The sequence below is a fragment of the Rhizobium sp. Root1334 genome, assembly GCF_001426665.1.
In the GTDB taxonomy this organism is placed as follows: Bacteria; Pseudomonadota; Alphaproteobacteria; order Rhizobiales; family Rhizobiaceae; genus Pararhizobium.
This window is the reverse complement of sequence record NZ_LMEY01000028.1, coordinates 227,934-241,187: the sequence shown is the minus strand read 5'-3', so window position 1 is coordinate 241,187 and position 13,254 is coordinate 227,934. Positions and strand designations below refer to the sequence as shown.

The following is a 13,254-nucleotide window of genomic DNA, read 5'->3' as shown; positions in this document are numbered from 1 at the left end:
TGCCAGGTTCGTTGGTAGGCATCTGTTGCTTCATGGCAAGCGTCCTCAATTGTCAATCAAGCTGCGCATTTGGGCGCCTTGGAGAGCGGGGAAATATCTGCAAACATTTCTTTAAATTCAGCTTGACCCACGATTTTGAAAGTCGTGAAACCGGTGATATCGACAGCCCGTATCTTTCCAGATCTTTGCAAGCTTCACTTTCGTTCAAGTTTAATGCGGCGCTTGCGTAGTTAAACGCCTCTTTGGCAAGCATATATATCGACTTTTTATGTGTAAAAACCGGGACTTCCATCAAGTGGGAGTTTTCCTTGAAGAAATAGCGCAATGCTGCTTCTCTTTGGATCAGGTCCGGAAGCCAACCGTGAACCTGATATGATTTTGACATGTTCGTTTTGTGTTGCCGGTAGATTGCCTGATATTCGTTCAATATCCCGACGGAGCCATGGGCGGCAAAGCGGAGCCACATCTCCATGTCTCCCGAATGCGGAAGCTCCTGCTTGTATCCGCCGAGAAGCTTTTGGAGCTTTGTTCGGACAACGGCAGTCGGAGTAGGGACAATGTTTCGCGCGGCGGCTAACCTTATGAACGCGTGCCCGTGTAGAATTTGAGTCTTGCTAGGCGTTCGAGGGAAGTGCTCACCCGCCTCCTCAATCCGCTCATCGTCCCAGCGGTGGGCTCTGCCAAAAGTAAACCCGACCTCGGGGTTGGCATCCATGACGGCTGTCGATAATGCGAGAGAGTCCGGCATCAAGAAATCATCGGCCGATAACAGGAGGGTGTAATCGGCTTCCGCCCAATCCAACCCCTCATTGTATGTGCGTATATGCCCAATGTTAGAACTGTGCCTTGTATGGAGCACATTATTGTATTTACTAGATAATTCTGAGGCTATTTCATACGTATCGTCCGGTGAATTGTCGTCTATGATGAGGACCCTGGTGTCTACTCCGGCTTGACTGACAACGCTTTCAACGCTTCTGCGAAGGTATTTCCCGTAATTGTAACAAGGAATAACAACATCCACGGTTGCCATTTATCTGTATTCCTTCCCACTTGCGGTGTAGTGAATTGTAATTATTATTTAATAACGTGAATATATTTCGGTATAATATTTATAATATACTTGTATGAATTTGTTTGTTGGCGCGATTTTGAGGTCGCTTTCGACGTTTCGAGCGTCTCGAAAATGCTCCAATTGTGGGATCCCTCTCGGACTCAAATGGCAGCACGCGGAATGTATATGGCTCAACGGTTTCGGTGGGCATATATGCGCCCTCCCTTGGTGTGTTTGCACGACACAATATCAACGGCGCTCTTGTGGGAGCAATTACTCCATTGTGATGAAGCTCAGTTGGCGGGCTCATGACGGCGTATGAGGTGGTTATCTTTGTCGCTTTGGAGATGGTTTCAAACCAATGAAGGTTATGGCACTTATCCCTGCGCGACTGCTGAAACGCTCGATGACGGTATGCGAGCGGACGTTCAAGCTAAAAGAAGCCGATGCCCGATCGTATGGTTATAAGCCGGAGATCGCTCATGTGACCGATAAATTCGCTGCATTGCCAACAGCCAGCACGCTCGGGGGCGTTGCCCCTGGACTAGCCAAGTTGAAAATGTGGATGGCAGCTCTGTGCAATCGCCGATCAACATGCGGGCCTCTCGTCTGAGATGATCTTTCAGGATGCAGAGCATCTCGTCCAGTAAACCAATTCCTGTCTCGATGGGACATGCTGGATTTGATCGCTCCCCCTCGCAATCTGCCAAACTAGTGCCTGGTCAGAACTCCGAAACCTTACCCCACGACATTTTACTGAAACGCTCCAGCTTATAGTGAGCCGGATCCACCAATGTGGCCTGCCCGGTCAGCATCTGCGCGACAAGCAAGCCCGCCCCCGGGCCGATGCCAAATCCGTGCCCGGAAAAGCCGGCCGCAATCATGAAGCCCGGAATATGATCCACCGCGCCGATCACTGGCACACCGTCCGGGGTGCTGTCGATATACCCGGCCCAGGTCGCCTGCACCGGGTTTGCAGACAATCCCGGCAACAGCTTTCGCGCTCGTGCCAAAGTGTCCTCGGCAACCGCGCGGTTCGGCCGCGGATCGAGAATGCGCGCACGTTCCATTGGTGTCGGACGATCAAGCTTCCATATGCGGCGGCTCTCGTGGCCCCAACCCCAGCCTTGTAGGCTGCCGGCCGAAAGATTGCCCCAGCGGCGGGCAAACATCGGCAGAAAGGCTTTCGCGTAGCGAATGTTCTGCGGCGTCGGGTCCAATTGCGCGCGGCCGGAAACTGCCAGCGTCCAGCCACCATCGCCGCGTGCCGTTACCGATACATCCTTGGTATGAAGCGCTGGCGGAATATCGCCTGCGGCGCCGGGGCTGATGGAAAGAATGGTGGAGCGTGTCGAAGCCTGCGGCATTCCGATACCCAGTTGATGACAGAAGGACGACGCCCAGGCGCCGCCGGCAACAACCACCTGCGATGTCGCGATCATTCCCTTTTCCGTCACCACACCGCTGACGCGACCGGCTGAAAGTTCCACGCCCCGCGCCGCGCATTCCTGTAGAACGGCGCCACCGTACTTCATCACACCGAGTGCCAGAACGGGTGCGGCGCGGGCGGGATCGGCGATACCGTCATCCTGCGAAAACACGCCACCCTTCCAGGCTTTACCGGTTGCCCGGCCGCGTTCTGCCGCCTCCTGTGGGCTCAGCATGAAGGTGCGCACACCTTGGGTGATGGCGAAGTCGCGCCATTTGGCCCAGCCTTCGATTTCACTTCCGCTGTCAGAAAGATAGGTCAGCCCACAACGACGGAAACCGGCGTCCTCGCCGATCTCCGCGGCCAGCCTGTCCCAGAGTTCGAGGCTTTTCGTCGCCATCGGCAGTTCGCGGGCATCGCGGTTTTGCTGGCGGCACCAACCCCAGTTGCGGCTCGATTGCTCGGCGCCGATCCGGCCCTTTTCCAGGAGCACGACGTTGAGGCCTGATCGTGCCAGATAATAGGCGGCGGAGGTGCCGACGATTCCGCCCCCGATCACCACTGCATCGGCACGGGCCGGTACATCGGTTCCGGTGGCAATCGTCATCAAGGGCGCAGGCATGAAACTCTCCAGAGAATACAGGCAGTGTCGTTAGCCCACGACCGCAGTCCGGTCGCGGTGGAGATAAGGATGTGTGCGGCAGACACTGCGCTGCCGCATCTACCGGTATTAGCGGATCCCGGCGCGGACATCCGGATCTTCGAGTGTCAGATCAAGTACATGGCGCGTCCGCTCGATAATGGCATCGATCTCCGCGTTGGTGCAGCAGAGCGGCGGTGCATAACCGATGACGCCCCAGGCGAAGGCGCGGATGACGAGGCCTGCATCCCAAGCGCGATCGAAGATGCGCGCCGAAGGCAGAGAAGCGGCCGGCAGTGGCGTCTTTTTGGCCTTGTCGGTGGTCAACTCGATTGCAGCCAGCATGCCGCGGCCGCGCACATCACCGACCAGCGGATGATCCTTGAGCGAATGCAGGCCGGCCTGCAGGCGTTCACCCATACGACGGCCGTTTTCCAGCAGTCCACCTTCGTAGAGATCAAGGACAGCGAGGCCCACGGCGGCGGAAACCGGATGCGCGGAATAGGTATAACCATGGCCCACAGCAGTCTTGCCGGCACCATCAGCGATTGTCTGATAGACCTTTTCCGACATGAATACTGCGCCCATCGGTACATAGGCTGAAGTCAGGCCCTTGGCAGTGGTGATCATGTCCGGCACGATATCGTCTTCGCTGCAGGCAAAAAGCGGACCGGTGCGGCCGAAAGCGGTGATGACCTCATCAACGACGAAGAGGATATCCAGTTCGGCGCAAAGAGCGCGCATCGCCTTCATCCAGCCCTTTGGCGGCACGATGACACCACCCGAGCCCTGGATCGGTTCGGCATAAAACGCCGCGACACGCTCGGGACCGCCCAGTTCTTCGACCTTGGCCAGCAGTTGCGCCTTCGACTGTGCGATAATGTCAGTCGCGCCCTCCCCCACCGGGTTGCGATAGGGATAAGGCGACGGAATTTTATGCTGCCAGTCGTAAGGAACACCGAAACCAGCATGGAAAGCCGGGATGGCGGTTAGGCCTGCACCGACTGTAGAGGAACCGTGATAGCCATATTCCAGCGTTACAAACTGGTCTTTCTGCGGCAGGCCGCGAGCGTGCCAGTAATAACGGACGAAACGCACGGTGCTGTCTACCGCATCGGAACCACCGAGTGTAAAATAGACATGGTTCAAGTCACCCGGTGCATGATCGGCTAGACGCGCTGCCAGCCGGATCGCCGGTTCCGAACCGAGACCGAAATAGCCGGTCGCATAGGGCAGTTCGCGCATCTGCTGCATTGCAGCCTCAATGACGCTTTCCTGGCCATAACCGGCATTGACGCACCAAAGGCCGGCAAAACCGTCAATCAACTCCTTACCGGAAGCATCACGCACTTTGGCGCCCTGCCCGGAGGCCAGCACGCGTACGCCTGCCGCTTCATGACCACGCCAGCTGGCAACCGGATGGATAAGGTGACGGCGATCGAGTTCGACGAGAGAATTGGACAGCATGATCGTTTCCGGTTGTTTAGCCCGACCCGCACGTTCAGGTGAGCAATGGAGCCCTTTGATTTGCTCCGATTATCCGGCCTGGATCGCGCACTGTCCGATTGATTGACCGGCTGGCACGAAAGATTGCGCTGTTCGCAATCGATGAAGCCGAAGGATATGCCGCTCATGGTTCGGTTCATCATCCATCAAGGACAGGGCGCAGTCTGGCCTTCCGCAAGATCGTTCCGCGGCAACAGCAAGATACGGTGTTTTGTGCTTTCGCCGGCCCGCAATGCGGCCGGTCCATCTTCGATACGCCCCTAGGATTTGTCCCAGGAGCCCGGGAGGCTCGCCAACGCTCGCAACACAGGAATTCCCGCCATGACCTTCCGTCCGAAGTTCGTTACCTTCGATTGTTACGGCACGCTCACCAACTTCGACATGGCGGGCGCGGCACGGCGCATTTACGGCAACGACCTGCCGGAGCCGGAAATGCTCGCTTTCATCAAGAGCTTTTCCGCCTACCGCCTCGACGAAATTCTTGGTGCCTGGAAACCCTACGCGGACGTGGTTCACAACGCCGTCGAGCGCACCTGCAAGAGGCATGGCGTGATGTTCAAGGCTGACGATGCCAAGCGCATCTATGAGGAAGTGCCAACCTGGGGGCCGCATGCTGATGTGCCAGCTGGCCTGGCCGCCGTTGCCAAGGAAATCCCGCTCGTCATCCTTTCCAATGCGATGAAGAGCCAGATCATGTCCAATGTCGAAAAGCTTGGTGCGCCCTTCCATCTGGTTCTGACGGCAGAAGAGACCGGCAGCTACAAGCCGCAGATGAATGGCTTCGAATACATGCTCGACACGCTCGGCTGTGGCCCGGAGGACATTACCCATGTCTCTTCCTCGTTCCGCTACGACCTGATGACCGCGCACGACCTCGGCATCACGTCGAAGGTCTGGGTCAACCGCAAGCACGAGCCAGCCAACCCGTTCTACGAATATAGCGAAATCAATGACATCGGCGGTCTACCAGGCGTCTTCGGCCTGTGAGGAGATGAGATGAAATACCTCTCCTACTGGCACGATACGGCTCCCACCTTCGAAGCGGCATCGCTCGATGCCGGCGGCGGCAGTTTCGACTATGCGGTCATCGGCGCGGGGCTCACCGGGCTTGGTGCCGCGCGCAAGCTGGCTCAGGAGGGACATTCCGTCGTGGTACTTGAGGCAGAGACCGTTGGCTTCGGGGCCTCGGGCAGGAACGGCGGACATCTTAACAACGGCATTGCCCACAGTTACGCCCATGCCCGTGAGACCTTTGGCGCCGATAAGGCACGGGCGATCTACAGGGCCTTCGACGATGGCATCGCCACCATCGAGCGGATCATTGCGGAAGAAAATATCGACTGTAACTTTCGCCGTTCCGGCAAGCTGAAGCTCGCCTCGAAACCGGCCCATTACGAAAACCTCGCCCGCAATTTCGAAGCACTCCACAGCGATGCCGACCCGGATACGGCAATGCTCAGCCGCGCCGACCTGGTGAACGAGGTCCGCTCAGACGCCTTTCACGGTGGCATGCTGCAGACGAAAAGCGCAATGATGCATATGGGGCGTTTTGTCAGCGGGCTGGGAACCGCCGCCGCCCGCCACGGTGCTGTCGTTCACGAGCATACGCCGGTAACGGGGCGTGAGCGCGAAGGCAATGTCTGGCGACTGAAGACGCCGCACGGCGATATTCTCGCTGGGAAAGTATTGCTGGCGACCGGAGCCTATACCACCGCGGCCTTCCCTTTTTTCCGCCGCCGTATCATTCCGGTCGGCAGTTTTCTGATCGCCACACGGCCGCTGACGGATGACGAAGTGGCGGCAACGGTGCCGGGTCAACGCACCTACGTCAACACTATGAATGTCGGCAATTATTTCCGTCTCGCACCGGACAACCGGCTTATCTGGGGCGGACGTGCACGCTTTTCGGCAAGTTCGGATCAACGGTCGGATGCCAAGGCCGGCGCCATCCTGCGCGACAGCATGGCAAAGATCTTTCCGCACCTAGCTGATATCGGCATCGACTATTGCTGGGGCGGACTGGTCGATATGACCAAGGATCGCTATCCGCGCGCCGGCAAAGCCGACGGTCTCTATTACGCCATGGGCTATTCCGGCCATGGCGCACAACTCGCCACCCATATGGGTGAAATCATGGCCGATCTGATGACCGGCCGCATCAACCGCAACCCCTGGGATGGTCTCGCCTGGAACGCTGTTCCCGGTCATTTCGGCAAGCCTTGGTTTCTTCCCCTGGTCGGCGCCTATTATAAGGCGCTCGACCGCTTCCAATAAATTCAGGAGCAATACATGAGCCTTCTCATCAAATTCGATCAGTCCAAACTCGGCACGCCGACGGTGAAGAAATGTGATCCGGACAAGCTTATCGAAGGTGATCCCACTTACAGCACATGGGCTTTCGACGATGCCCGCAGCGGCGAAGTCATCACCGGCATCTGGGAAGCCACGCCGGGTTCAAACCATTCCATCAAGGGCGAAAAATTCGAGTTTTGCCATTTGCTCGAAGGTGTTGTCGAACTGACCGAACAGGGCCATGCACCGCGCATTTTCCAGAAGGGCGACAGCTTCATGATGAAGCCCGGTTATGTCGGTACCTGGAAGACGATAGAGACCGTTCGCAAGATCTACATCATCGTCGGTTGATCTGAACAAACAAGCTCCCCCAACGATTAGGCCCGGAGACATCGCTGTCTCCGGGCTTCTTTTTGATCCTTGCAATGGAAGTTGAAGCGTCAGCACAAGGCCTGGCTGGCCAACGCATAGACGCGCGCCTCGCCAGCCACATCGACACCTTCGGCTCCTGGCCGCGTCATGGCGATACCGCCGCCGACATGCACCAGCCCAGCTGCTTCGACCAATGCGGCGTCACCTGCAGCAGCCTCTGTCAGATCGATACGCAGAAACTCTCCTTCGTGGCGTTTTATGGAGGCGTTGAGAAGAATTCGGTACGCCTCATCGTCACGCGCCACCAGCGGCCCGAGAATGTAACCACGGCCGAACGGGCGGGAGGCGGCGAAGCCGCGCAAACCGTTTTGGTCGCGAAGTAGCAGAAACGGTTTTTCGGCGATCAGTTTCGCCATCAGCGCACTCCGATCCAGGCCGAGCGCTGCCTTGTCGAGGGCGATCAGATCGGCGAGATTGTCGTGGGTCGCCTCGCTCACCTCTGCCGTCGCGGCGACGGCTTTGACCAAACCTTGATGCTGCCGGATTCTTCCAGTCGCGACGAAGCCGAGTTTTTCGTAAAGCGGCAGACCCGACTGGGTGGCGATCAGCCGGTATTCGCGCCCACCCGCTTGCTCCAGGAGCCTTTCAATCAGCCGGCGGCCGAGCCCAAGACCACGCAGGGCCGGATCGACAATAATCATGTTACAGGTGGCAGCCGTATTGCCATAGGGCGTCAGCACCGCCGTTCCCACCAGCTTGCCGTCACGGATCGCACCGACGCCCTGGCTGATATCCAGCAAGAACTGCCAGTCTTCCACGCGATGCGGCCAGGATTCCTGTGATGAAAGGCGTTGAGCTTCCACCGTATCGGCAAGGCCCAGATCGACGATGGTGATGTCAGAAGCGGTAATGGTCTGCATGATGCCTCCACTGCGATAACACCCGATCATCGCACACGTTGTCCGGTGTAAGGCTTCGGCGAGGGCGTCATGGCCGCATTTTCTGCCAAGTTTTGGAGGTGTGCCGGCTATTGCTGCCTGAGGGCGGCATACCGCCTGCGATCGCGGATCAATATCCGTGGTTCGGATCGACAAGCCCCTTGGGTATTTCTCCAGAAAGATACCGGCGAATGTTGGCGATCGTCGCTTCGGCCGCGCTTTCCGGCCGGCTGTGACCGGCGATATGCGGCGTCAGCACCACATGCGGATGCGACCACATCCGATGGCCGGGCGGCAGCGGTTCCGGGTCGGTCACATCCACGAAAGCGCCGGAGAGATGGCCGCTGTCGAGCGCATCGAGAAGCGCGTCTTGATCGAGATGGCCACCACGACCCGCATGCACGAGGCCGGCACCCTTCGGCAATTGTGCGAAAAGACCAGCATTCAGGATATGGCGGGTCTCCTTCGTCAGCGGCAGCAGGCAGACGAGGATATCGGTCCCAGCCAGCATGTCGCGCAAACCATCGGCTCCATTGTAGCAATCGACACCCTTGATGCTTTTTTGCGTGCGGCTCCATCCTGAGAGTTTGAACCCGAAGGGCTGCAGCGCATTGACCGTCGCCATACCGAGTTCGCCCATGCCGAGAATACCGACTCGCCGCTGGTCCGGCCAGACGAAATCCCGCGTCTTCCAGATCTGTTGCCGCTGCTGCGCCAGAAATGCCGGCAGATCACGATGCAGACCGAGCACCCCCATGACCACGTAATCACGCACCAGCGTGGTAACGCCCTCTTCGATCATTCGCACAACTTTTGCACCGGGCGGAATCTCGGCGCCGGTCATCTGGTCGATGCCCGCACCTGTCGAGAAGATCAGTTTGAGATTGGGGTATCGCGCAGAAAGATTGTCCGGGAAAGTCCAGGCCATCAGGTAGCGCACATCGGCCGGATCGGCCTCCTCTGCCGAGCCAGCAAAGCCAATCTCCGGCATGTCGCGCTTAAAAATCTTGCGAAATGTCTCGACGCGTCCCGGATAGGACAGAATCTGAAAAGTCATTGCTTCTCCACAGGCTTTGAGGCACTCCCGCGCTCGACAGGCGGGGCTCTGCCCAAGAAGGTTCAGTCTTCCAAATCGGTGATGCTGAGGACCACTGCCAGAAGCGCATGCAGCGATTTCAGCTGCCCTTCGCGTTCCACGTCGATCCATTCGTCAAGCGAATGCACCCGGCCGCCGGCATCTGGACCGAAGCCCGAGCCGACGCAGACCGCCGGCACGCCGAGGCTGATCGGAATGTTCGCGTCGGTGGACGACGCCATCAAGGACGGTTCGAAACCGAACGCTTTTATCGCGTCGATGCTGGAGGTGACGATCGCCGAATTCGCGGCAACGGTACCTGCCGGTCGATGGCCGATACGCCTGGCTTCGACGGTGACCGGGCCGGACGAAATGTCAGCGCGGGCGTTTTCGGCAGCAACCGCGTTTTCGAGCATGGCATGGAACTCGCCGTCAATCCGGTCCAGCTCCGATTGCGAGAGCGAGCGAAGATCGAGTTCGAACCACACGGTTTCAGGCGTTGCGTTGATCGAAGTGCCGCCGCCGAACACGGATGGGGTCGCCGTCGTTTTGGGTTCGGTTGGCAGATACAGTTTCGACAGGCCGGTCAGCACTTCCGCCATGGCATAGGCGGGGTTGACTGTGCCGAAGGCGCCGTAGCTGTGACCGCCCGGGCCATTAAAAGTGACGCGGTAACGGTAGGAACCGACCGCCTGATTGACGATACTCGCCATCTCCGGCCCATCGACGGAAATGAACGCGTCAATTCGGTCTCGATATTTACCTTCGGTGAACAGGTGACGGATACCGCGCAGGTCGCCCTTGCCCTCTTCGCCGACATCACCAACGAACAGGATCGTCTTTTTCGGCCGGATACCGGACTGTTTGATGGCCCGCATCAGTGTCAGGTTTGCCGCAAGACCGCGGGTGTCGTCACCGATACCCGGCGCGAAGAGTTTTGTGCCCTCTCGGCGGACAGTGACGTCGGTTCCCTCGGGAAAGACCGTATCGAGATGCGCCGCGACAACCAGATACCCGTCATTGCCGGTGCCGCGGATCAGGCCGCAAACATTGCCGATCTCGTCGCTGGCGACCTCTTCGAGCCCGGCCTCCCTCATCATTTCCAGATAGGCGGCGGCCTTGCGCTCTTCCTTAAAGGGTGGAGCAGGGATTTCGGTGAGCGTGATCAATTCCGCAATGAAACGGTCAAAACCGGCATCGATATGGTCGAGAGCCTGTTGGAAACCAGCGTGTTTGAGAACGTTCTTAGTCACCACATTGGTCATGAAGCAGCTTTCCTTGATATGTTCTTGTCAGGCATCGCGGCACAATTCCGCACCGAGACCGCGCAGCATCGCCATGCAATCCCGCAATTCGGACTGAAGGATAAATTCATCCGGCCCATGCGCCCGCGCAATGTCGCCCGGTCCACAAATGATCGAAGGAATGCCGGCCTGATGGTAAAGGCCCGCCTCGGTACCATAACTGACCGCTTGCACGGAAGACCTGCCGCTCAGCCTTTCCATCAACTCGACAAACCCTCGATCCTCACACGGCGGCAGTGCCGGATAGCTGGAGGTTTCCCGCCATGCCGCCGAGAGGTTACGGCCCGCTGTTTTCGCTTCGGCATTGAGCGCATCGATGTGTTCGATGATCGGCGCGCTTAGCGAACGTGGGTCGATACCCGGTATCGCACGTGCTTCGAACTGAATTTCCGCGCTATCGGGAATGATATTGACCGCCGCTCCACCCCGCACGACACCGGCCTGACAGGTGGAATGGGCCGGTATGAACCGCGCGTCAAAAGGCCCGTCATGTTCCATGCTCTCGGCCATGCCACGGATATGCAGCAGCATATCGGCTGCGGCGTAAATGGCATTTTCGCCGAGCGTCGGATTGGAGGAATGCCCCGCCTTGCCGGTGAAGCGCAGTTCCAGCGCCTGCTTGCCCTTGTGTGAAAGAACCGGGTGTATGCCGCTCGGCTCGCCGATGATAGCGCCCATTGGCGGTGCGCATAACTCCGGCAACCGGGCAATCATATGCCCAACGCCGCGACAGCCGATTTCTTCGTCATAGGAAAAAGCCAGATGCACCGGCCGGCGCAACTGCATGGCGGCGAACTCCGGTGCCATGGCCAGCATGCAGGCGAGAAAACCCTTCATGTCGGTCGTGCCGCGTCCTGTCAGCTTTTCGCCATGCACGGCAAGCCGAAATGGATCGGTCGCCCAGATCTGATTGTCGACAGAAACGACATCGCTGTGGCCCGAAAGGATGTAACCCGGTTGGTCACGCGGGCCGATCGTCACAAACAGGTTGGCCCGATCCCCTTCCGGCCCCGGCAGCAAGCTCACTTCGACGCCATCATGCTGGAGATGCGCGAGCAGGCAATCGGTGACCACGCCATTCGGCGTGCCGGGCAGCGAAGGGATCGCCACCAGATCCGCCAGTATTTGCTGAACACACATCCGGGCCATCATCCTTGCCAATCACAGCCCGCCGATATGGAACGTCTTGGTCTCAAGATATTCCTCGATACCGAGCTGCGAACCTTCGCGGCCGAGGCCCGATTGTTTGATACCTCCGAACGGCGCAACTTCCGTCGAGATCAGGCCAGTGTTCAGCCCCACCATACCGGTCTCCAGCGCTTCTCCCACGCGAAAAGCCCGTGCCAAGTCGCGCGTGTAGAAGTAGGACGCCAGGCCGAAGGGGGTATCGTTGGCAATGGCGATGGCCTCCTCTTCCGTGTCGAAACGGAAAAGCGGAGCCACTGGCCCAAATGTTTCTTCCTGCGCCAGCATCATCTGCATATTGGCGCCGCTCAGAACAACCGGCGTGACGAACTGCGCGCCCTCAGGCCCGGGCGCGGCTGAAGAGACAATTCTAGCGCCCTTGGCGAGCGCATCGGCGACGTGGCGGCTGATCTTTTCCACCGCCGCCGTGTTGATCATCGGCCCGATATCTATGCCCTCCGCAAGACCGTCGCCAACCTTCAAGGCCGAAACACGTGCCGCCAGCTTTTCCGAAAAGGCATTGTAGATGCCGGATTGAACGAGAATGCGGTTGGCGCAGACGCAGGTCTGGCCGCCATTACGGAATTTCGACTGCAGCGCACCTTCGACGGCGAGATCGAGATCCGCGTCGTCGAACACAACGAACGGCGCGTTGCCGCCGAGTTCCAGCGACAGCCGTTTGACCGTGCTGGCGCATTGCTGCATCAGAAGCGAACCAACCCGCGTCGAGCCGGTAAAGGAAAGTTTTCGGACAACCGGGCTGGATGTCAGCACACCGCCGATCACCTCGGGCTTGCCTGTCAACACGTTGACGACACCGGCCGGAATGCCGGCACGCTCGGCCAGAACCGCCAGCGCCAGCGCCGAAAGCGGCGTGAAGTCAGAGGGCTTTATGACGACCGTGCAGCCGGCAGCCAGTGCCGGCGCCACCTTGCGGGTGATCATCGCATTCGGGAAATTCCATGGCGTGATGATGGCGCAGACGCCCACGGCCTCTTTCATCACCATGATCCGGCGGCCCGCCGTCGGTGACGGGATCGTGCTACCGGCGATGCGGCGCGCTTCTTCGGCGAACCATTTGATAAAGGCATTACCATAGGCGATTTCGCCGCGCGCTTCGGTCAACGGCTTGCCCTGTTCGAGCGTCAGGATACGAGCGAGATCTTCCGTATGCCCGGCCAGCAGCGCCGACCAGCGCTCCAGCAGTTTTGCACGCTCGGCAGCCGGTCGGGCACGCCATTCCGGCAGCGCCCTTTCAGCCGCGGCAATCGCTTCGACAGCATCTTCAGCCGTGCAGTCCGGCACATGCGCAATCATCTGTCCGTTTGCCGGATTGACCACGGCCATGCGCGCTCCATCGGAAGCATCACGCCATTCGCCACCAATCAGGCAGCCGGTTCTCAGAAGGGTGGTATCGGAAAGCCCAAGCATGAAAAGTGTCCTTTCGTCTTGATCCATA

General features: G+C 58.7%; 11 protein-coding genes. 3 read left to right on the top strand and 8 right to left on the bottom strand.

Going from position 1 to position 13,254, the window contains the following annotated elements; translation table 11 throughout:
* Nucleotides 1–52: 52 nt before the first annotated feature.
* The 3 genes from ASD36_RS24600 to ASD36_RS24585 all read right to left on the bottom strand — a co-directional run bounded on the left by ASD36_RS24600 (nucleotide 53) and on the right by ASD36_RS24585 (nucleotide 4,590).
* Nucleotides 53–1,033 (bottom strand): glycosyltransferase family A protein, encoded by a 981-nt coding sequence (locus ASD36_RS24600; protein WP_060502372.1) that lies wholly within the window; start codon nucleotides 1,031–1,033, stop codon nucleotides 53–55.
* A 743-nt stretch (nucleotides 1,034–1,776) separates the two neighbouring features.
* A complete protein-coding gene (locus ASD36_RS24590) occupies nucleotides 1,777–3,105 on the bottom strand; it encodes an FAD-binding oxidoreductase (RefSeq protein WP_060502370.1) in 1,329 nt (442 codons plus the stop codon).
* Between the two features lie 108 nt (nucleotides 3,106–3,213).
* Nucleotides 3,214–4,590, bottom strand: a complete 1,377-nt coding sequence (locus ASD36_RS24585) for an aspartate aminotransferase family protein (protein WP_060502369.1) — start codon at nucleotides 4,588–4,590, stop codon at nucleotides 3,214–3,216.
* Nucleotides 4,591–4,950: 360 nt separating this feature from the next.
* On the opposite strand from ASD36_RS24585, the gene ASD36_RS24580 reads away from it, so the two are divergent.
* Genes ASD36_RS24580 through ASD36_RS24570 form a run of 3 tightly spaced genes read left to right on the top strand, consistent with a single transcriptional unit; the run spans nucleotide 4,951 to nucleotide 7,272 of the window.
* Entirely contained in the window at nucleotides 4,951–5,616 is a 666-nt protein-coding gene (locus ASD36_RS24580) for a haloacid dehalogenase type II (RefSeq protein ID WP_060502368.1), read from the top strand.
* A gap of 9 nt (nucleotides 5,617–5,625) precedes the next feature.
* Nucleotides 5,626–6,903, top strand: a complete 1,278-nt coding sequence (locus tag ASD36_RS24575; protein ID WP_060502367.1) for an FAD-binding oxidoreductase — start codon at nucleotides 5,626–5,628, stop codon at nucleotides 6,901–6,903.
* Between the two features lie 15 nt (nucleotides 6,904–6,918).
* Nucleotides 6,919–7,272, top strand: coding sequence for a cupin domain-containing protein (locus ASD36_RS24570; RefSeq protein WP_060502366.1), 354 nt, complete (start codon nucleotides 6,919–6,921; stop codon nucleotides 7,270–7,272).
* An 89-nt stretch (nucleotides 7,273–7,361) separates the two neighbouring features.
* On the opposite strand, the gene ASD36_RS24565 is transcribed toward ASD36_RS24570, so the two are convergent.
* From ASD36_RS24565 to ASD36_RS24545, 5 genes are all read right to left on the bottom strand, one after another.
* On the bottom strand, nucleotides 7,362–8,213 hold the full coding sequence (locus tag ASD36_RS24565; protein ID WP_060502365.1) for a GNAT family N-acetyltransferase: 852 nt from the start codon (nucleotides 8,211–8,213) through the stop codon (nucleotides 7,362–7,364).
* Nucleotides 8,214–8,361: 148 nt separating this feature from the next.
* Complete coding sequence (locus tag ASD36_RS24560; protein WP_060502364.1) at nucleotides 8,362–9,288, bottom strand: glyoxylate/hydroxypyruvate reductase A; 927 nt, start codon at nucleotides 9,286–9,288, stop codon at nucleotides 8,362–8,364.
* Nucleotides 9,289–9,350: 62 nt separating this feature from the next.
* The gene (locus ASD36_RS24555; RefSeq protein ID WP_060502363.1) at nucleotides 9,351–10,571 is read right to left on the bottom strand and encodes a M20/M25/M40 family metallo-hydrolase; all 1,221 of its coding nucleotides are present in this window, start codon (nucleotides 10,569–10,571) and stop codon (nucleotides 9,351–9,353) included.
* A 27-nt stretch (nucleotides 10,572–10,598) separates the two neighbouring features.
* Nucleotides 10,599–11,750 (bottom strand): acetylornithine deacetylase, encoded by a 1,152-nt coding sequence (gene argE, locus ASD36_RS24550; RefSeq protein WP_060502362.1) that lies wholly within the window; start codon nucleotides 11,748–11,750, stop codon nucleotides 10,599–10,601.
* A gap of 21 nt (nucleotides 11,751–11,771) precedes the next feature.
* Nucleotides 11,772–13,226 carry an NAD-dependent succinate-semialdehyde dehydrogenase gene (locus ASD36_RS24545; protein WP_060502448.1) on the bottom strand — a complete coding sequence of 485 codons (1,455 nt, stop codon included), beginning with the start codon at nucleotides 13,224–13,226 and terminating at the stop codon, nucleotides 11,772–11,774.
* Between the last annotated feature and the right edge of the window lie 28 nt (nucleotides 13,227–13,254).

Bases quoted from the DNA above. Each gene is read 5' to 3' on its own strand.
- ASD36_RS24600 (WP_060502372.1), bottom strand. From the start codon at position 1,033: ATGGCAACCGTGGATGTTGTTATTCCTTGTTACAATTACGGGAAATAC.
- ASD36_RS24590 (WP_060502370.1), bottom strand. From the start codon at position 3,105: ATGCCTGCGCCCTTGATGACGATTGCCACCGGAACCGATGTACCGGCC.
- ASD36_RS24585 (WP_060502369.1), bottom strand. From the start codon at position 4,590: ATGCTGTCCAATTCTCTCGTCGAACTCGATCGCCGTCACCTTATCCAT.
- ASD36_RS24580 (WP_060502368.1), top strand. From the start codon at position 4,951: ATGACCTTCCGTCCGAAGTTCGTTACCTTCGATTGTTACGGCACGCTC.
- ASD36_RS24575 (WP_060502367.1), top strand. From the start codon at position 5,626: ATGAAATACCTCTCCTACTGGCACGATACGGCTCCCACCTTCGAAGCG.
- ASD36_RS24570 (WP_060502366.1), top strand. From the start codon at position 6,919: ATGAGCCTTCTCATCAAATTCGATCAGTCCAAACTCGGCACGCCGACG.
- ASD36_RS24565 (WP_060502365.1), bottom strand. From the start codon at position 8,213: ATGCAGACCATTACCGCTTCTGACATCACCATCGTCGATCTGGGCCTT.
- ASD36_RS24560 (WP_060502364.1), bottom strand. From the start codon at position 9,288: ATGACTTTTCAGATTCTGTCCTATCCGGGACGCGTCGAGACATTTCGC.
- ASD36_RS24555 (WP_060502363.1), bottom strand. From the start codon at position 10,571: ATGACCAATGTGGTGACTAAGAACGTTCTCAAACACGCTGGTTTCCAA.
- argE (WP_060502362.1), bottom strand. From the start codon at position 11,750: ATGTGTGTTCAGCAAATACTGGCGGATCTGGTGGCGATCCCTTCGCTG.
- ASD36_RS24545 (WP_060502448.1), bottom strand. From the start codon at position 13,226: ATGCTTGGGCTTTCCGATACCACCCTTCTGAGAACCGGCTGCCTGATT.